The sequence below is a fragment of the Paenibacillus sp. 8b26 genome (assembly GCF_050626875.1).
Lineage (GTDB): Bacteria > Bacillota > Bacilli > Paenibacillales > Paenibacillaceae > Paenibacillus.
Genome location: NZ_CP192445.1, coordinates 4,095,514 through 4,115,010, shown reverse-complemented (window position 1 = coordinate 4,115,010; position 19,497 = coordinate 4,095,514). Strand labels below are relative to the sequence as shown.

General features: G+C 40.4%; 21 protein-coding genes and 1 pseudogene. 5 read left to right on the top strand and 17 right to left on the bottom strand.

Translation table 11 applies throughout. The features are described from left to right. Positions 1–100: 100 nt before the first annotated feature. The 11 genes from ACQ4MX_RS19030 to ACQ4MX_RS18980 form a co-directional block, all read right to left on the bottom strand. On the bottom strand, positions 101–466 hold the full coding sequence (locus ACQ4MX_RS19030) for a nuclear transport factor 2 family protein (RefSeq protein WP_431086647.1): 366 nt from the start codon (positions 464–466) through the stop codon (positions 101–103). A gap of 130 nt (positions 467–596) precedes the next feature. Next, entirely contained in the window at positions 597–1,187 is a 591-nt protein-coding gene (locus tag ACQ4MX_RS19025) for an NAD(P)H oxidoreductase (protein WP_431086645.1), read from the bottom strand. Between the two features lie 236 nt (positions 1,188–1,423). After that, positions 1,424–2,545 (bottom strand): NADH-dependent flavin oxidoreductase, encoded by a 1,122-nt coding sequence (locus tag ACQ4MX_RS19020; RefSeq protein ID WP_431086643.1) that lies wholly within the window; start codon positions 2,543–2,545, stop codon positions 1,424–1,426. Between the two features lie 15 nt (positions 2,546–2,560). Next, entirely contained in the window at positions 2,561–3,205 is a 645-nt protein-coding gene (locus ACQ4MX_RS19015; protein ID WP_431086642.1) for an SDR family oxidoreductase, read from the bottom strand. A gap of 62 nt (positions 3,206–3,267) precedes the next feature. After that, positions 3,268–4,011 (bottom strand): SDR family oxidoreductase, encoded by a 744-nt coding sequence (locus tag ACQ4MX_RS19010; protein WP_431086641.1) that lies wholly within the window; start codon positions 4,009–4,011, stop codon positions 3,268–3,270. A gap of 365 nt (positions 4,012–4,376) precedes the next feature. Beyond that, positions 4,377–4,859, bottom strand: a complete 483-nt coding sequence (gene ybaK, locus ACQ4MX_RS19005) for a Cys-tRNA(Pro) deacylase (protein WP_431086640.1) — start codon at positions 4,857–4,859, stop codon at positions 4,377–4,379. A gap of 299 nt (positions 4,860–5,158) precedes the next feature. After that, positions 5,159–5,584 (bottom strand): MarR family winged helix-turn-helix transcriptional regulator, encoded by a 426-nt coding sequence (locus ACQ4MX_RS19000; protein WP_431086639.1) that lies wholly within the window; start codon positions 5,582–5,584, stop codon positions 5,159–5,161. A gap of 698 nt (positions 5,585–6,282) precedes the next feature. After that, entirely contained in the window at positions 6,283–6,519 is a 237-nt protein-coding gene (locus tag ACQ4MX_RS18995; RefSeq protein ID WP_431086637.1) for a GH32 C-terminal domain-containing protein, read from the bottom strand. Positions 6,520–6,886: 367 nt separating this feature from the next. After that, entirely contained in the window at positions 6,887–8,059 is a 1,173-nt protein-coding gene (locus ACQ4MX_RS18990; RefSeq protein ID WP_431086635.1) for a M24 family metallopeptidase, read from the bottom strand. 191 nt (positions 8,060–8,250) lie between these two features. Next, positions 8,251–9,333, bottom strand: a complete 1,083-nt coding sequence (locus ACQ4MX_RS18985; RefSeq protein ID WP_431086632.1) for an alkene reductase — start codon at positions 9,331–9,333, stop codon at positions 8,251–8,253. A gap of 59 nt (positions 9,334–9,392) precedes the next feature. Then, positions 9,393–9,569, bottom strand: a complete 177-nt coding sequence (locus ACQ4MX_RS18980) for a hypothetical protein (RefSeq protein ID WP_431086629.1) — start codon at positions 9,567–9,569, stop codon at positions 9,393–9,395. 185 nt (positions 9,570–9,754) lie between these two features. On the opposite strand from ACQ4MX_RS18980, the gene ACQ4MX_RS18975 reads away from it, so the two are divergent. Together ACQ4MX_RS18975 and ACQ4MX_RS18970 are read left to right on the top strand one after the other, a co-directional pair. Then, positions 9,755–10,426 (top strand): response regulator transcription factor, encoded by a 672-nt coding sequence (locus tag ACQ4MX_RS18975; RefSeq protein WP_431086627.1) that lies wholly within the window; start codon positions 9,755–9,757, stop codon positions 10,424–10,426. After that, a complete protein-coding gene (locus ACQ4MX_RS18970) occupies positions 10,423–11,460 on the top strand; it encodes a HAMP domain-containing sensor histidine kinase (protein WP_431086625.1) in 1,038 nt (345 codons plus the stop codon). The genes ACQ4MX_RS18975 and ACQ4MX_RS18970 overlap by 4 nt, the downstream gene beginning before the upstream one ends. Before the next feature lie 194 nt (positions 11,461–11,654). Here ACQ4MX_RS18970 and ACQ4MX_RS18965 read toward each other — a convergent pair whose 3' ends face one another. The 5 genes from ACQ4MX_RS18965 to ACQ4MX_RS18945 all read right to left on the bottom strand — a co-directional run bounded on the left by ACQ4MX_RS18965 (position 11,655) and on the right by ACQ4MX_RS18945 (position 16,872). Continuing rightward, a complete protein-coding gene (locus tag ACQ4MX_RS18965; protein ID WP_431086623.1) occupies positions 11,655–12,152 on the bottom strand; it encodes a PTS sugar transporter subunit IIA in 498 nt (165 codons plus the stop codon). Between the two features lie 94 nt (positions 12,153–12,246). Beyond that, a complete protein-coding gene (locus ACQ4MX_RS18960; RefSeq protein WP_431086621.1) occupies positions 12,247–13,680 on the bottom strand; it encodes a 6-phospho-beta-glucosidase in 1,434 nt (477 codons plus the stop codon). A 126-nt stretch (positions 13,681–13,806) separates the two neighbouring features. Then, complete coding sequence (locus ACQ4MX_RS18955) at positions 13,807–15,219, bottom strand: PTS transporter subunit EIIC (RefSeq protein WP_431086618.1); 1,413 nt, start codon at positions 15,217–15,219, stop codon at positions 13,807–13,809. A 162-nt stretch (positions 15,220–15,381) separates the two neighbouring features. Then, positions 15,382–16,218 carry a BglG family transcription antiterminator LicT gene (gene licT, locus ACQ4MX_RS18950; protein ID WP_431086616.1) on the bottom strand — a complete coding sequence of 279 codons (837 nt, stop codon included), beginning with the start codon at positions 16,216–16,218 and terminating at the stop codon, positions 15,382–15,384. A 273-nt stretch (positions 16,219–16,491) separates the two neighbouring features. Beyond that, positions 16,492–16,872 (bottom strand): DUF2231 domain-containing protein, encoded by a 381-nt coding sequence (locus ACQ4MX_RS18945; protein ID WP_431086615.1) that lies wholly within the window; start codon positions 16,870–16,872, stop codon positions 16,492–16,494. Positions 16,873–16,994: 122 nt separating this feature from the next. Here ACQ4MX_RS18945 and ACQ4MX_RS18940 point away from each other — a divergent pair, with 122 nt between their 5' ends. From ACQ4MX_RS18940 to ACQ4MX_RS18930, 3 genes and pseudogenes are all read left to right on the top strand, one after another. Further along, on the top strand, positions 16,995–17,465 hold the full coding sequence (locus tag ACQ4MX_RS18940) for a MarR family winged helix-turn-helix transcriptional regulator (RefSeq protein WP_431086614.1): 471 nt from the start codon (positions 16,995–16,997) through the stop codon (positions 17,463–17,465). 103 nt (positions 17,466–17,568) lie between these two features. Beyond that, positions 17,569–18,516, top strand: a complete 948-nt coding sequence (locus ACQ4MX_RS18935) for a quinone oxidoreductase family protein (RefSeq protein WP_431086613.1) — start codon at positions 17,569–17,571, stop codon at positions 18,514–18,516. A gap of 236 nt (positions 18,517–18,752) precedes the next feature. After that, positions 18,753–19,073 (top strand): annotated as a pseudogene (locus ACQ4MX_RS18930) (IS30 family transposase); the annotation flags it as partial. Between the two features lie 72 nt (positions 19,074–19,145). On the opposite strand, the gene ACQ4MX_RS18925 reads toward ACQ4MX_RS18930, so the two are convergent. Further along, the gene (locus ACQ4MX_RS18925; RefSeq protein WP_431086612.1) at positions 19,146–19,484 is read right to left on the bottom strand and encodes a helix-turn-helix domain-containing protein; all 339 of its coding nucleotides are present in this window, start codon (positions 19,482–19,484) and stop codon (positions 19,146–19,148) included. Positions 19,485–19,497 lie beyond the last annotated feature (13 nt).

Here is a 19,497-nt window from a genome sequence, read left to right as displayed (position 1 = left end):
TTATAGCTATATTTCATGACCAAAACGTTTATCATCACAGAGATAAAAAAGCATGGATCATCAAACATGTGATCCATGCTTCCCTTGTGCGTATAGTTAATTAATATTGGTGAAACAGCTTCGAAACCACTTTCCACTTGCCATCTAATTTCAGCATTGTATGGTAATCCGTATATACTGCTCCTGGGGCCTCCAAGATAATACGGACGACTGCAACAGTCACCGCAACATCCAAAACATCAATACGGTATTCCAGATCTTTGGCCGGACCTAACTGATCGATTACATCGTACAGATTCTGAATAGATCCCGCACTTAGATTTCCATCATTCGTGTATCCATACATGATTGCATCGTCATGAAAAGTGGATTTCATGACATCACTATTGCCTGAAATGTTACCCTCAATATAACCTTTCAACGTCTCTACGATTTCTTCATAGTCTCTTATGGCAGTTCTGCTCATAGCGCTCTTTCTCCTTTTCAATATACAATTTGTATGTTCATGCATGTTTATTGCATTGATTTACAGTACACCTTTTAATTTTTAATAACTCCTTGACCTGGTCTGAGTCACGTTTTAGATTCTTTAGACGTTATAATGTATAGCCTATATTGTAGGCTTCATCAAGTAAGTTGTTGTAGAGTGAATCTAAATTCGTTTCTTGGTTATCTTCAAACTCCCCAAGTGTATTATACATAAAGTGTACCTGAGAATCCTTGACTCCCACATATTCAGCCATGCCAATGTTCATATACTTCTCCATCATGGTATCATAGTCCCTTTTTCTAAAATGGGATTGCGTATCACCGACCAGTGCAATCCATCTTATTTTGTTGACGGGCAGTTTTATTTCTCCATATGCAAAACCTAGGTTCCACACTCGATCAATATAGCCTTTCATTATAGCAGGAAAACTATACCACCAAACCGGGAATATAAACACCATCGCGTCCGATGACTTAATCCTTTCCATCTCACTTAGGACTTCATCAGAGTATAATTTGGATTCATTATTCCAGTCCGGTTCATCTTGGGGTAGTAATACTGGATTGAAGGCCTCTCGATATAAATCTGCTGTATCGTATTCATGTCCAGCTGCAGTCAGTCCCTCAGCAAACCGATGAGTTATACTCATCGTAAGCGAGTCGCTTCTAGGATGTGCGGTAACAATAAGTACTTTCATTATAAGCTTTCCTTTCAATTGAGAATATCACTAATCATTGATCTTATAATGTCGGTTATCACCTGATCATAAGAAAGAATAAACCACAGGATCGAGAAATATAGTAGAATCACCGTTCTTGAGCTGTAGATTACACAATGACATCATTGATCAGCACATTGGCTGGCTTGTTCACAACAAAACCAATCGTTTCAGCAAATCTCTAATCTCAAAAGAATACAGAAAAAGCCGAAGCTTTACTTACTAAATGGTATCCATCCCTGAGAAGTCTGAATAATATTCCATAATTTCGAAGGAATCTGAAGTTGACTCAATTTTGAAGTTTTCACTCCTGATTCAATCTGATCTTCTTGTCCACTCTCAACCAATTCGACCCAATTCGGATTCATAATCAAACCTCGGCCAATAGCGATTAAAGATACACCTGACTCCAATGCTTTTGCAGCAAGAGACGGTTCAATAATGGAACCCGCGACAATAAGAGGCACCCTGCCGTCCACATACTCTGCAATTAATTCAAGACGAGTTTTCTCACTTTGTGTCTCTACCGGGCTCGAGAGTACATGATCTAATGAAGCATGAATATAATCCACTTTCTGTTCCGCAAGTCGATCAATAAGGACATATGCCTCTTCCATTCTCAACCCACCCGGCTGGGAACGTTCCTCAGGTGAAAATCTGTAACCCAAAATAAACGGCTTCTCCGCATATTTTTTGATGACTTGCTCCACTTCCCGAACTACCTCAAGCGGAAAGCGAAGACGATTTTCAAGCGTATCTCCCCATTGGTCAGTCCGCTGATTGAAATACGGAGACAGAAAATTTTGAATCAAAAATCCATGCGCCCCATGAATTTCAACTCCGTCAAAGCCTGCTTCGATGGCCCGTCTCGTTGTCTCACCAAACGCTTTAATCATACTCATAATTTCTTCATGCGAAAGCGCTCGCGGCGTTTTCCCAAACGGACTACCTTGTACCGCACTGGCACTCACAAGGTCACGATCAGGTATAAGTTCAGGAATCGCTTTATTTCCTGCATGAAATATTTGCAGTATCGCAGGTGCTCCCCCTCGTTGGGCAGCACTGGCTAATTTCCGCAAGCTGGGGATGAATTTGTCATCAAAACCCGCGAATTCATCCGTAAATCCGATTCCGTTTGCTGTAATATGCGTACAGCCCGTTATCACAAGCCCTACTCCATTAACACGATTATTATAGTAGGTCACCTCTTCATCCGATATAGTAAAATCAGCATTGCCTGACCATGTGGTCATCGGAGCCATAACTACCCTGTTTTTCAAAGTGACTCCGTTATTTAATGTGAATGGTGCCAATAACTCTTTATATTTCGGATTCATACCGTAACCTCTTTTTCAGACTTTTTTCAATGCATCGGCAATCAAATCGTCACCAGTAATCAGATCGAATGCACGTTTATAGGTATGCTTCTCATCCAAAGCAGCCAAAATGGCATGAGCTACATCTTCACGAGGGATACTGCCATAGGTGATATTCTCAGCAGCAGACACTTTTCCCGTTCCTGGTTCATTCAAAAGAATTCCTGGACGTATAATAGTGTAGGTCAACCTGCTACTTTCCAGCACTCTGTCTGCATAATGCTTCGCTGCATAATACGGAAGGATATTATCGTGCCAATTCTCCCGGTTATTCGCCTGAATTGCACTGACCATGATAAATCTGTCAATGCCTGCTTTTTCGGCCGCTTCAATTGTTTTTCCAGCACCATCCAGATCAATCAATAGCGTTTTATCGTCTCCCGTTTTTCCACCCGAGCCAGCCGTAAACACAATGGCATCACAGCCCTTGGCGGCTTCTGTAATGGAGTCGACCGTCCCTTCCAAGTCTGCAAGAACTGTTTCGATGCCCTGCTTTTCATATGCATCGGCTTGTTCTTTTTTTCGTACCATCGCCCGAACTGTGTGCTCTTTGTTTTCCTTCAAAAGTTGGATCAGGCGCTGTCCGATTTGTCCATTTGATCCCACTACCAAAACTTTCATGCCCGGTCACCCCTCGTCACAAGATTTTGATTTCTGTCAACACAAATTACAGAACTTGAATCTTACCATTCTTGGGCTGTAGGGGCTACAATGACGTCATTGATCATAACATTTGCGGGCTTGTTTACGACAAAACCAATGGTTTCAGCCACATATTCAACATCAATGGCGACGTTATTCAAATCTTCCAATACCGTTTTGACATCCTGATCCGTTACTGTACTCTGCCAGTTCGTTGCGATAACCCCTGGGGATACCAGAACCGCTTGAATATTGTGTTTGACGGACACTTCTTTACGAAGACTTTCTGTAATCGCCCGCATTGCATATTTAGTTGCACTGTAGACGCCATGACCTTCCCCTACCGCATGGCCTGCAATGGACCCAACATTGATAATCTGGCCTTGTCCCTGTTTTTTCATTTGAGGCAATACGGCTGCAATTCCATATAACGTCCCTTTGATGTTAAGGTCAATCATCTTTTCCCACTCTTCCACATGGGCGTTATCCCACAGGGAGAATAGCATGTAACCAGCACAATTGATCAATGTGTCGACGCGACCCAAGTGGTCTATGGTGAAACTCACCAAAGACTGTACTTCATCATTGACAGTGACATCGGTTGCTTTATAGAACGCGTTACCACCCTCATTTTTGATCCGTTCAGTCAAGGATCTCAATTTACCTTCATTTCTTGCTGCGAGGACAACCGTTGCACCATTTTTTGCCAGATACAAAGCCGTCGCCTCACCTATTCCACTTGAAGCACCTGTTATAATAATGACTTTGTCTTTAACATATTGCATTTTCAAAACTCCCCTCTTGTTTTAGATAATTACCCAATAACTAATATCTAGCACGCCACAAAATCAAAAGCATGCGCATGCATTTAATTTAATGGAAAAATCAGATGTTGTCAAGTCTGTGACAATAGAACACCATTATTTCTGCCTAACTGATTACATTTGCTGCAGATCACATCGTATAGAACAAACATTAAACATTATTGGTTTGTTCTAATAAAATATACGTGGATTAATTTATGAAAATGTATAAATCGGAGGTGCGGAAATTGGGTAGATTTCATTTTAAACAACCGTTCAAGGATTTATAACATATCGGAGCGCATAGTAATGGGATCAAACTTAAGCATGGCATTTACATCTAATATTTACACTTCCCTCATTATGTTCGCAGGTGTCACAGGAATGATCTTTTGTAAATCACTTAACGCCAGTTGCACCTGACATCCTACTCGCCCACCTGAAAAATAAATAGTCTCATAATTTACAGCGATATGGTCAATAAAGGTCTTGAACTGCTTTTTCATTCCGATCGGTGAACAGCCCCCGTGAACATACCCCGTCAAGGGCAGTAGCTCCTTCTGAGGAATCATCTCTAGTGTTTTTTCCCCCGTCACCTTTGCAGCTTTTTTTAGATCAAGCTCCTTCTCAACAGGTACCATAAAAACATAATGTACTTTCGAACGACCAGATGTCACAAGTGTCTTAAACACCATAGCGAGATCCTGTCCGTAGGAATTTGCCACATCAAAAATATTAAGCGTTTTATGATCAAAGTAGTAATAATCATAGTTGATTTCCTCCTGATCAAGGATTCGCATTACGTTGGTCTTATCTAACTTTTTCACCATATTCATCACCAAATATATAAAATTTTTGTTTTATTTTATAGCTCTGATCGTTGGTTTTGTTATTTTGCAAGAGATCCTAATAAATGAATGTGCATTCATATGAATTTGCGTGTTTTCATTTTCACCTGTGCAGTATTCAGATAATTCGTTCTGACAATACGAATTATTCACAAAGAAATTTAATGAAGCGTGCAAGGAACTAAAAAAGACACCCCTCTAACCTTCTGTAGAGTGCCTTTCACATAACAAAAGATATATTAAGAATCTGAAGTATGATATGGCAACGCAGGTAAGCAATCTTAAAGCAATTTTTGGATAACGTTATGAAATTCAGATTTCAAACCTTTATTTTGAAGTTCTGATTGTAGAACCTGGTTGAAAGTTTGTAGAGCACGCTGGAATTTATTTTCGCCCAATTCCGTAATCCGAGTATAAATACCTCGGCGATCATCCTCGCATATATGTCTTTCCAGCGCGCCACAGTTCTTGGCTTCCATTCTTACTACGAGTCTCGAGGTCGCACTTTGACTTAAACCCACCATTTCCTGAAGTTTCTGTAATCGTAATTCTTTATCCTCCGACTTGGATATAAAATTCAATACATAAAACTCCTTTAATGATAAATCATATTGTTGTTGCAGAGCTTGTTCCAATTTGTCAGTAACATTGGAATATATATGAGACAAAGACAACCATATATCTAAAAGATCATTTTTATTTTGCAATTTTTGAACCACCCAATCTATACTAAAGTAGTATCACATAGTTTATGCTATTGTATCAAGCTTAAACGGAACGGTCAAAACCAATATCATACCTGATAATAATTCATAAAAGTTCTTATTATAAACAAATTGCTCGAGACATAGCCAATTCAAGGCATTGCCACGAGCAATAAATTTCGATTCATGTTTATGAAAGAAACTGATGAATTGCTTGGAAATTACTTTTCACTTGCCGCCAACCAGAAATTGGATACTCCTCATTAAAATCAGCTGAAATCGTGAAATCTGCCCATTTTTCGATCTCTTTCAGATGCGGACCAATACGATCCTCGGCAGCTACTGTTAGTCCTTCAGCAAATCGATTAGTTATACTCATTTCTACGATGAGCGACAACAAACAGGACTTTTATAATATCTTTCCTTTCAATTAAGAATCTCGAACCTTAAATCAATCTTATTTCGTTTTTAGTCAGTCTTTCTCATCAATAGCGACTGCATTCAATTCATCTAATACATAGTTTACATCTTGCTTTATCTTTCCATTCTGAAGAGATCACACCTGAAGATAAAACGCGGAACAAACTAAAACAAAACTGCAAAGTAAAAAAGCATGCACGTGCATATAATTTAATGGATATCTAGACTTTTATCAAGTTTGGTATGCATTGAAGGCTGTTTGACGTACTCCATCTGTCTTCTTACCTGAATTTAGAACAATTAAGCATAAGTTTCTGCTCCGGAATAGAATATGTGATAACCGTTTCTTCTCGATCTGTTCCACGAAACTTCAAGCCTACCAAGTCTGCACTTGACTTCGTGAGGTCGAACACTACCTTAACTTCAAGCAGGTCGGCTTCAACTTCCTTGAAGTAACTTCCAGAAATAGCGTCGCTAAGTGTGAAGTGATAATACCAACAAATCGAACATTGTGGCATTCTATGAACAGTGTGAATAATATAATATCGAATAGGGTATGCAAATTCGACTAGTACACATTCTATACCGAATTATCCTGTCCAACTTCCGTTGATGATACGAGGATGATATTTCCTACACCCGTCTCTATTGGAAAGGTATAATTCCGTTTCCAAGCGCCGCGCACCTAATGTTACATGTTGCCGGCGCCTCCCTTTCCGCTCGCCAAGTCGTTGACGATGCGCTACACGTTCTGGCGGTTGGCACCCAGATCGCGTGCGAGCCAGGCCACCGGTTGCGGACGATCCGCCGCAACTGACGACTGCAGCCCACATGGCCCATCTTTTCGCGAAAATATCCAGCTGCGTGCGCCGGGCACATCGCCGCTTATCGGACTACCTGCATATGGACCGGCAGTGAGTTGAGCTCTTCTGAGCCGTCGCGCGTCACGATAACAGCGCCCCCGGACAGTGCCTTCTTGTAACCCAGGGCGGCGCAAGGCTCGACTGCCAGCACCATGCCTTCCTCTAGAACCAGCGCTTCATCATTATAGCCGGGGACGAAAGCGGGAGCCTTGAAAGAAGGATGGACGTTGGCTTCCATCAGACCCGCGTTCATCTCTCCTACAAGAAGCACGGGGGACAGGCTGTGCAAGACGGGGCTTCCGACCCAGCATCCCGCATCGAGAATAACTTGACGCATGGCCTTCCAGACCGACGCAAATGGTACTCCGGGGCGGATTTGCGCGACACCAGCCTCATAGGAACGACGTGCCACATCCGCAAGGTGCAGGCGTTCGGCATCGGGTTCACCGATGACGATACTGATCTGCGCTTGACTGTCCTGGCCGCCATACCAGGCAAATATCTCGGCCTCGACTACATCGCCAATCTCCAGCGCTTTTGGCTGGCGCTGCGGATAGAACCACTGATGCCCGCCCATGAAGCCCATCGCTTCGGGCTCGACCGTCATCAGCAGAGTGAACGTCGAGGTGTCGCACCCTTCTCTGGCGAGAGCATCACCCACCGCTGCATAAAGATCGGGTTCGAGCGCGCCAACGCGACACTCGTCAACCAGGGCTTTCGCCGCGCGTTCACACGCCTTTGCCGCGTGGCGAACCAACGCCAGTTCCTCTGTGCTTTTCTTCAGCATCGTCAGACCGAATTCAGTTGTCACATCGACGATCTCCGCACCTTGGAGCACTTCCATGAGGCGAGAGCCTTCCGGGAATGTCGAGGAACCACCAATCGGAATGAAGGCGGAGGTCAAGCCAAACACCCCTATGCGGGCCTTTTTCAAGCCGCGTTCCTCGAGCACTTCACCTACCGAACCGATCGGATCGAAGCTCGCCCGCGTGTCCTTTATCCACGGCTCAATCCCACGCCGCGCATTGTCGAAATTGATGCCGACGTCCCAGCCAACTCCGAGATAGACGGGCGCAGAGTCAAGCGGGAATACCACCGCGCCACCGGCGCCGTTAGTATTGGCAAGATATGGCTGGAGGCGGTTGGTGTTGAAACCTCCAATGCCGACCAACGCGCTGAGACCCTGCTCGCGCATGAATGATCGCGTCCGCTCCCATCGCCGGTCCCTCTCAGCCGTAGAAAGTGTTGGAAATATTTTTGAATTGCTCATTGTCTTTTTCCCTCCGATTTGAGATTTGAGCGCCTACCTCGGTGAGGCGCGATTCTGAGTATTAGATAACTATGGCGTACAATTTCCAGTTGCATTAAACTTTTTACTATATATGGTTATTTCTCTTGAGATTCTAATTCTTTCCGCGTAGGATAATCCGTATAACCCTTACTTCCGACACCACCATAAAATGTTGCAGGATCTGCTGCATTTAATGAAGCCCCCGCTTTAAGCCGTTCAACCAAATCTGGATTGGATAATGACCATACACCAACTGGTATCATATCAGCTAAGCCACCATCAATATCCACAATACGATCTTCCAGAGCACCTCCAGCCCGATTCACTAACAATGGATTCTTCCAGATTGAACGAATTTCTTGGAGCAGTTGTTCGTTTCCAATATGCATGATATGAAGGTAAGCCAAATCCAATTTAGCCAATTCTTTTACAAGGTAGCGATAAACTTCAGGACCTTGTTCACCATCTTGAATTCCACCGAGAGGTACCCCTGGCGAAATGCGGAAGCCTGTTCTTTCCGCTCCAATTTCTTCGACGATTGCTTTCGTTACTTCAATCGCAAAACGAGCACGATTTTCTACAGATCCTCCGTATTCATCCGTCCGTGTATTTGAATTTTCTCCGATAAATTGATTAATCAGATAACCATTGGCTCCATGAATTTCAACACCATCAGCTCCCGCTTCAATAGCTGCAGCAGCTGCTTTTCGGAAGTCTGCAATTGTCGTCTGGATCTCTGCTTTACTTAATTCCCGTGGAACCGGGATTTCCTTCTTTCCTGTAGCGGTATGCATTTCTTCACCTGGTGCAATTGCAGATGGTGCAACGGGTTGACGATGATGTGGTGTATTGTCGGGGTGTGACATACGACCGGCATGCATCACTTGAATATAAATAAATCCACCAGCTTTATGCACTGCATTCGTAACTTTTTTCCAACCTTCAATATGCTTGTCAGTATAAATCCCAGGTGACAGTAAGTAACCTTGAGCATCATCAGAAGGTTGTGTACCTTCAGTAATAATGAGTCCCATTGATGCTCTTTGAGCATAATAAAGGGATGCTAGTTCTCCCGGAGTACCATCTTCATTCGCTCTACAACGTGTCATTGGCGCCATCGCCAAACGATGCGGTAATTCCAGTTTACCAATATTAATTTTACTCCACACTTTTTCCATTTTTTATAACTCTCCTCATCAAATGTTGTTTATAAAGAACGTTAATTTTTCTATCTAATTTATCCTGTTCCGTCACTAAATATCCTCTTATAGATTGCGTACATAGAATGTAGCCTTTTTGGTTCTGCTAGGTTGTCTCCCTCTGAGGTGATGGTTAGATGCCTTAAGCCTAGGTCAATGCTTACTTGCTCAATTAATAGCATTTTCCATTCTTCACTGTTTTTCAATTGCAGCATCCATTCTAGTCTCCCTTTCCATAGAGTAATCTTTTATCTCTAATCTTGTTTTGCTGTCCTCATTATAAACATCAAATATAAACTAAACCTCAACTACAGTAGTTGAGATTCACTTGATCTTTTTGAGTTATACTTTAACAATCTATACATTATTGAATACAATGAAAAGCTTAGGAGGAAACTTTATGTTTACTGTACTTGTTGTTGAGGATGACAATAAACTACGCCAGCTCTTCTGTACCGTCCTAACTAGGAATGGATACCGCGCCATACCGGCAGTGAACGGCGAAAATGCGTTGGCTGCACTCGATAAAGAATTTATCGATTTGATGATTTGCGATATTATGATGCCTCATATGGATGGCTTCGAATTAACTCAGACGCTTAGAGATAACAATCAGGAACTCCCCATTCTTATGGTAACTGCACGTGAGAATTTCAGTGACAAGCAGCAGGGATTTCTCGCCGGAATCGATGATTATATGGTCAAACCAATCAATGTAAATGAAATGATTCTTCGTGTGGGGGCGCTGCTCCGCCGGGCAAAAATTATTAACGAACGCAAGATCGAATGGGGTAAAACAGTATTAGATTATGACGCTTTAACCGTTATTCATGAACAAGAGAGCCTCCTTCTCCCTCAAAAGGAATTCTATCTTCTCTACAAAATGATGTCATATCCAAACAAAATCTTTACCAAACAGCAGCTTATGGATGAAATATGGGGGATGGATTCTGAAACTGACGAACACACGGTGGTTGTTCATATTAACCGCTTGCGTGAACGTTTCAAAGAGAATACTGACTTTGAAATTGTCACGGTAAGAGGACTGGGCTATAAGGCGGTGAGACTGTGATCAAACATCAAAAAAATCGAGGCTTATGGTGGTATGTTGTATCGCTGGTTTTTGTAATTATTCTGTCTTTTATTTTGACTATGTCTACCTTTGCTTATCTATTTATTCGAGCAGGCTATAGCCTTTCAACGCAACCTATTTTGATTATTGTTTTGTTTTGTCTGGTCATTGGAACAACCCTCTCAGTGATGGTCGGCCGAAAAATATTATTACCCATTACAGACTTTAGCAAGGCAGTTAAAGAAATTGCCAACGGCAACTTCAATATTCATTTGAACGAATCCCACAAGATCAATGAGATTAGTGAAGTGGCTCACCACTTCAATATTATGGTTCAGGAGCTGCGTAGCATCGAGACCCTTCGCAATGATTTTGTAGTCAACGTGTCCCATGAATTTAAGACGCCCATTGCTGCTATCGAGGGATATGCCACTCTTTTGCAGGAAGACAATCTCAGCAAAGAAGAGCATAACGAATATACCGGTTTGATTATTGACAGTGCCCGACAGTTGTCTACACTGTCCGGCAACATCCTCAAAATATCCAAACTCGAAAACCAGGAGATGCTCACAGAACAGAAGGAATATCGGCTGGACGAGCAACTTCGGCAGGCGCTGCTACTACTTGAACCACTTTGGGCACCCAAGCAGATAGATCTCAACATTGAGTTAGACAAACTATACTATTATGGAAATGAAGAGCTTATGATGCAGGTGTGGCTCAACGTGCTTGGCAATGCGATCAAATTCACCCCCGAATGTGGTGAAATCTCGGTTTCTCTCCATCTTAACAGCCCGTGGATTTCGATAGTCATATCTGACACAGGAATAGGAATGCCTCCTAGTGTACTCAAGCATATTTTCGAAAAATTTTATCAAGGTGATCCTGCCCGATCTGCCGAAGGCAACGGTCTTGGCCTGCCTCTGGTTGCCCGCATCATCAGCTTGAGCAGAGGAAATATTGAGGTGAGCAGTGTACCTGAGCAAGGTTCAATTTTCACGATCACGTTACCTGCAATTACTGAAGTGAAATAATGCTACAATACTTAAATGAAACCGATTATCCGTCACTACCTGAACCAAGAACTCAAGAAAGCTGCGTATTGTATGAAATAAACGGGCTCTTAAGTTTAACTCATATTATAATTTTCATAAAAAAACCGGTCTCTAAGAGACCGGCAATGGTTCTAGTTAGAAAAGTAGTTTTCAAAACGGATTAATTCTCAAAGTCATACAAGAACTCGGATTAAATCTCGTTCTAGCCTCGAATCTTCTCCAGGATTTTGTAATATTTCAACATTTTTTATTGAATCTTGGCCATTTGGTATTACAATGGGTGTAATTACAGAACAACCCGCCTTTTGAATTTGTTCAATATCAAACTCAAGCAACAATTGACCCTTTTTCACTTTTTCACCTGAAGCAACATGACTTGCGAAACCATTACCTTTTAGTGAAACTGTGTTTATACCCACGTGAATTAAAATCTGTATTCCCGACTCATCTTCTAGAAGTAAAGCATGTTTACTCTTCTCCATGATATGGGCTAATGTTCCATCAAATGGAGCCATTATTTTTCCTTCCGAAGGGATGATTGCTATTCCCTCCCCCAAGGCTTTACTAGAAAATGCATCATCGTCTACTTCTTCAATAGCTAAAACCTTACCTATTAGGGGGGAAGCAATTAATACCTCTTTAGGAGTTTTTTTATTTTTAAATCCAAACATAATTTACCTCCATAATAATTAAAAATATTCTTATTTAATTTGATGATGTCATAAGCTGCATCCTGCCAGGGAATAAATCTAAAACCATGAATTTCTAAAGACTTTCCCCATTAGTTGCGATTACTTTTTTATACCAGTCAAAAGATTTTTTCTTATAGCGATCTAATGTACCACTACCATCATTTTGCTTATCGACATAGATAAATCCATAACGTTTAGACATTTCACCAGTGAATGCACTAACTATGTCAATACATCCCCAAGGAGTATAAGCGATCAAATCAACTCCATCATTTACCGCTTCTTTCATTTGCTCTACATGTTGTCTCAAATACTCAATACGATAATCATCTTCTATTTTCCCATTTTGGTCGATTTCATCATATGCTCCCAATCCGTTTTCTACTAACATCAGGGGAATTTGATATCTATCGTAAATCTCGTTTAAACTATAACGTAGTCCCTTAGGGTCAATTTGCCAACCCCAGTCACTTGCTTTCAAGTAAGGATTTTTTAATCCTTTTAACATGTTAGCTTCTACCTGTTCCTGGTCTGGTTTCGAACTATAACAGATAGACATATAGTAGGAAAAGCTATAGAAGTCTGCAGTGCCTTCTTTTAATATTCTTAAATCGTCTTCCTGCATTTCAATTTTTATATTGTTTTCAATAAAGAATCTGTCCATATATTTAGGATAGCTTCCTCTGACTTGAACATCACCACAGAACCAATTTCTAATATGATTTCTTGTCTGAGTTTCAACAATATCATCTGGATCACAGGTTAAAGGATACGCAGTAGCGAAGAGTTGCATGCACCCGACCTTATAATTATCATCAATCTCATGTGCCAATTTTACTGCTAAAGCACTCGCCACAAATTGGTGGTGCAAGCCCTGATATCTCAATTGAGGTATATCAACCATATTTTTAAAATGAGTGCTTCCTTCATTTAGAATCCCTTGTGGAAGAAATGAGCCATGAGTTCCAGTTGCACTATTAATTTCATTAAAAGTCAACCAATACTTCACTTTTCCTTTAAAACGGGTAAACAAAACATTACAGTATTTCATAAAAATATTAATCATTTCTCTGCTTGCCCAACCATTATATTTTTGCGTTAAGGCATATGGCATTTCATAGTGAGAAAGGGTAATCAACGGTTCAATATTATATTTTAGACACTCGTCAATTAAATTATCATAAAATTCAAGACCTTTTTCATTAGGCTCCATTTCTTCACCTGTAGGAAAAATCCTTGTCCAAGCTATAGAAAGACGCAAAATTTTAAATCCCATTTCTGCAAAAAGTGCAATATCCTCCTTATATCTATGATAAAAGTCTATTGCTTCTTGATTTGGATAGAAGGTGTCTTTCTCAATTTGAGGAGTTATTCTCCTTGGTTTCGTGCTGCTTCCGATTGTACAAATATCTACGCAACTAACACCTTTCCCATCAACATCCCAAGCTCCCTCACATTGATTAGCAGCAAGAGCTCCCCCCCACAAAAAGCCTTCTTTAAATGACATTTTAAATACCTCCGTTATTTCCGTATAATTGATCTAATTAAGCGCTTTTCTGTGTTTTATTCTTTAAAAATTACATTTTTATGGGATGGAATACATCGATTTTATCCCAGTATGTTAATGCCTTACTTACTTATTCACTACTTTTTTTTGATCACCCAAACTATAAGAGATACCAAAGGCAACCACTAATGCAACTACATTAGCTAAGCATCCATATAAGAACTCAGGGCCCACCAAAAGAATCAAGCCCGGTATACCTTTACTTCCAAGTGCCCATACTCTGACCCCAAGAAGACCCATTGTTAAACCGCCAGCAGCCCCACCAATCATTGTGGAAATTAATGCTTTTCTGTTAAGTAGCAGGACACTATAAATAGCTGGCTCAGTGATACCCATTAATGCTGTAATCCCTGTTGAATAAGACAGTTCTTTAGTTTTACTATTCTTAGTTCTAAAAGCTAATCCAAAACAGCTGCCAACTACAGCAAATACTGTAGCAAACATCGCTGGTCCGATGACATTGTCGTAACCAAATAGAGAAAAATTAGTTATCGCAATAGGAAGTATTCCGTGATGTATACCTGCTCCAACAATCACTACATTTAAACCACCCAAAATAGTAGTTAACAGCCAAGGGTAGCTGGTTGACAATGGTACTAGAACAGCTGCAATTCCATCAGTGATTAATCCAGCTATAGGACCTAGCAGCAGTAAACCTAAAGTTCCTAAAATCGCAAATTCTAAAAAAGGCAACAGGATTAGTTTTAGCGCATTCGGAATAATCTTATTCAAGCGTGACTCAATCAAACTTTGAACCCAAACTATTAACAAGATAGGAATGAGTGACTGAGCATAGGTTACTGGTTTAACAGTAATCCCCAAGAAATCAATTGGATTCCCGCTAGCCAACAATGTTGTTAGATTTGGAAAAAGCAATAACGCTGCTACAGTCATGCTTATATAAGGGTTAACATTAAATCTCTTTGCACTGCTCATAGCTAGGAAAAAAGGTAAGAAGTAAAGTGGAGCAGAAGCAAAAGCAGCTAGTATTTGATATGTTGTTGTTGCAGGATCAAGTAACTCATACGATCTTATGACAGCAAATATAGCTGAAAAAAGTCCACTTGCAACTAAAGCAGGCAATATGGGTGTAATACACTCTGAAATAGTCGAAATGAATTTTGAGAGTAGCCCTTTTGCGCCTTCTTTATTTCCATCCCCCTCATTATTCACTTCCGTTGTTTCCTCAATTTTCACATTCATTTCTTCAATGCTTTCAGTATTTTTTTCTTTCAGTTTCAAAAATTCTTCGTAAACTTCATGAACTTCAGTTCCTATAATAACTTGTACATCGTTCCCCCTTGTTATTACTTTTTGGACCCCATCTAATGCTTCTAAAGACTTAATTGCATCATTTTTCACTTTTGATGGTTTATCAACTCTAATTCTTAATCTTGTCATACAATGATTTACTTCAAGTAAATTTGATTTTCCACCAATGAAATCCAGCGTGTTCTTTGCTACTTTACCGTAATCCATTTTACTTCCCCCCTAAAATAATTCCACCATTTATAATTTCAAACTATAAAGCCATATTAACAAATCCTCTTACCAGTAATTAACAAGAAAAGCCTAAATCAAACATCCTTAAAAGAATGTTGATTTAGGCTTTGCCAGTTAAGTTACAACCCTAAAATCAATTTATTTATTTTCTTTAACTACTCTTTGTATATGAATCGTCAAGTAAAGAATTTCTTCATCCATCAAAGGATACGTGTAAGAGCTTTCAATAAACTTTTTAATTTTTTGTGCACATTTAAATTCTTCTGGAAATTGTTCCTTAACTACATCATATAAATTTTTAACAGAGGAACTGTTATAATGGTTTCCTTTGACCAAACGTTGTGCAAAAAATTTCAAGTGCGTAATGAATCGATAAAACAATAAAGAATCCTCATCAAACTCAATTCTGAAATGATATCTAACTATTGTTAAAATCTCTTGCATTACCTTTGTCATTTTTCTCACAACCGGCATTTCTTCATTCAATTCAGCATTTACGATGTGAAGAGCAAAAAAACCCGCCTCATCCTCTGGAAGTAATACTCCAAATTGTTCACATATCATATTTAATGCTTCTAATCCAATTTCGTATTCCTCTTTGTATAGTTGCTTAGTTTCCCAAAGCAGTCCGTTATTAATAGGTAATCCCATATTATAACGTTCTATAGCAAAATGAATATGATCAGTTAAATGAATATAAATGCTGTCATTTATTTTTTTGCCGAGCTTTACTTTTGCATATGCGATAATTTCTTCTGTTATCTTCATATACTCTATTGGCATATCGACAATTAAACTTTTGAATTTATTCATTACATCTTTGTCTTCTAAGGTAAATATTTTATCAATTAGTCGATCATCAAGCACATCACCAATACTTCTCCCATAGGCAATCCCTCGACCGATAATGATAACTTCCTGATCATCCTTCATTGCAATTACTGCATTGTTGTTTAGCACTTTTTTAAGGTTCATCTTATCACCTCATGCAATAGAAAAAGACAATACCTCCTTTTAACTAAGGATCGGTATTGCCTGATTTAACAGTTACAATCCGCTATTTTCTTCGATGGTGTCATTATAACAAATATCATTCGATTTTGCAATTTTTTTGTATATCAATTATGAAATAATTCTTATTGTAATTGTTTTGGAATGCCATGACCTCACAGTTCGTCTCTATCATTTGATTAATATTCCATAATTTTTAAATGCCTGATTACAAGATACGAGGTGAGTTGTGTACTATTACTGATAAACTAACTGACCGCCATAATGTCCTGTAATTGTTAACAATACTACGCTGATTACAGATAGAAACAATACTATTCCAGTTAGAAAGACGGTTGTTTTTCTTCTTTGGAAAAAAAGGAGTACAAGAACTAAGGCGAAAGATAAAATACTAAAAAAAGCAAATCGTTGATGTATATTAATAATTTCCCTGCTCGCATTTAAATGCTGTATAGCATAATCCACACCTGATAAACCCGATATAAGAGAGAAAACCAGCGATATGAATCCCCCTATTAATAAATAATTAGCTAGCTTTTTATAAAATACTGGTTTCCAAATTGAGATCCACAAAGCAGCAACTCCTAAAATCAGCATTACAATTAGAAAAATGAACAATTATAAGGTGTAATTGAAGTGACATAAAACATCTCCTTGTTTATTAATAAATTAATTGGTTTGACAACATGTTTTCATATTGGTAACATGTTGTCAAATGTATTGTTAGTTGGAGGTTTCAAATGGAACTAGACCATAAGAAGGCAGATAAGTTGGCCGATCTCATTTTGGCAGTATTTCGGCTCGATGGTGTCCTAAAAGATTGGGGGGACGAGTTTGCTGCACTGGAGGGATTGAGCAGTGCCCGATGGCAGATGCTGGGCGCCCTTGCGCTTGCTGATCAGCCACTAACAGCCCCACAGGTTGCCGCCAGAATGGGGGTTACTAGACAGGCAGCTCAAAGGCAACTCAATCTGCTGGTTGAGAAAAAATTGATCGAGATTCGCCCCAATCCTATGCATAAACGCTCGCAACTATACGCATTAACACAAAGCGGTCTGATTACCTACAACGCCATTGATGGAAGGTGGAAGATCCATGCTTCACAAACCGCCTCCTTGTTTAATGTCAGCGATTTGGACACAGTTGTAACATTGTTGAATGCATTGGTCGATGTGCATTTATCAAAGCATCAGAAGGGCGGACATGAATAGCGTACAAATCCTTGTGCTGCAGGAGCGAACTACGTAAGACCTATTGAATGCCACATCCGACAATTTTTCGATTTTGCGAGATATTTTCAAGGGGGGATTTGTAATGTTGGCTGCAGTTGTAAATAAATTTGGTTCCCCACCAGTCTTTGGGGATTACCCAGAACCACAAACAGGTATTGGAGAAATAGTGATCAATGTTCATGCAGCTCCTCTGAGCCCGATTGTTAAGAGTCTTGCGGCTGGTAAGCATTATACGAGTACCGGTGGTACTGGCTTTGTACCTGGGATTGATGGCGTCGGCACTGATGAGAATGGACGACGTGTGTACTTTTTATTCCCAAAGCAGCCTTTTGGTTCCATGGCGAAAAAAACACTGGTATCAGCAAGCTCTGTGGTACCAGTTCCTGATGGCGTCACTGATGAGCGCGCAGCTGCAGTCGTTACGGCAGGGCTTTCCTCTTGGGTTGCGCTTACACTCCGTGCTAAGTTTCAGCGTGGAGAAACTGTACTAATTAACGGTGCAACTGGTTCCGCAGGAGCACTCGCTGTTCAGATTGCCAATTATCTTGGCGCAAGCAAGATAATTGCCACTGGTCGTGATAAAGCTAAATTAGCTCTACTACCGGCGAACGTCGTTAAGATTCCTCTGGACAAATTTGCTGATGAAGCGTTGCTCCGAGCTTTTTCTGAGAAGGTTGATGTAGTTCTTGATTACCTTTGGGGAGAACCTGCAAGTCGAGTAATTGCAGCAGCTACCACTGATCGTGGTTCAGGTACAGGAGAACCACGGCTTCGTTACGTGCAGATTGGCTCCATTGCCGATGAGACGATCCTGATTTCCGCAGGTTCCCTCCGTAGTTCAGGTCTAGAGATCCTTGGTAGCGGCATTGGTAGCCTTTCAAAGAGCGAGCTAGTTGCAGGTGCAGGACAATTACTTAATGCCATGCCTGCTGGCGGATTCAACACACCAATAAAAACATTCCCACTCTCTGAAGTAACAGAAGCCTGGCATGATGAATCGAATGATCGCCGGATTGTTTTACGCCCATAGAGCTGTTCTATTGCTTTATGAACCGAGCTTGTGAGAAGGTTGGTCTAAGCTCAATAATTAATGTAAAAAAGTATTAATATTTAACTAAATCTAGTTTATTTGTTGGACGGATTGTAATATGAAGCGCGACACCCACTGGAAATAAATAAAAAATGGCCCATGGCCTGATTCGTGTAGAATAGAGCACCATAACACATTCACACTGGAGAATCAGTCCATGAGCAAACGGTTACGGCGAATCAGGCAAGGAGTTTGCCTGATTCGCGAGCCTGGAAGCGGTCCACCATCTGCAGATCTACTTCGCTGCCCCCTATTCTTCCTGGCAACGAGGGTCTAACGAGAATGCCAACGGCCTGCTTCGGGAGTTTTTCCCAAAAAGCACCGACTTTGCTCAGATTTTGGATGAAGAATTGGAGCGTTCACTTCATCTGATCAACCGTCGCCCACGAAAATACTTGGGATGGAAAACCGCTCACGAATCATTTACAGAAGAGCTGTCGCACTTGGCTCAACAATCCGTCGTACATAAATGCCACGAATTATCCGTATTCAGATAATTCGTGGCATTTATGTACTTGAATTAAAATGAGTATTTTTAAGACATATTAATAAGAAGCTTCCGGGAAAGATCAGTACCGAATAATCTTCAGCTTTATAAAATCAATAATTTCATCTCTATCCTCTTTAGTAAGTTCTCGAAACGAAGAAATAAGTTCTAATTCCTGGGCTTCAATGGCTAAATTAAAAATAGGTTTCTTTGATATAGGCGTATCTCCAAAGATTAACCACTCTATATGGGAATTGAAGTTTTCTTTAATTGCTATAATTATATCAAGAGAGGGTCTGTATTTATCTTGCTCCAACTCACTCAACGTTCCTTGAGAAATTCCAATTGTATTTGCAAACTTTATTTGATTTAAGTTGTTTGTTTTTCTAATAGTTCGAATTCGTTGGCCTATTGTAGACATAATTGCCCTCCTA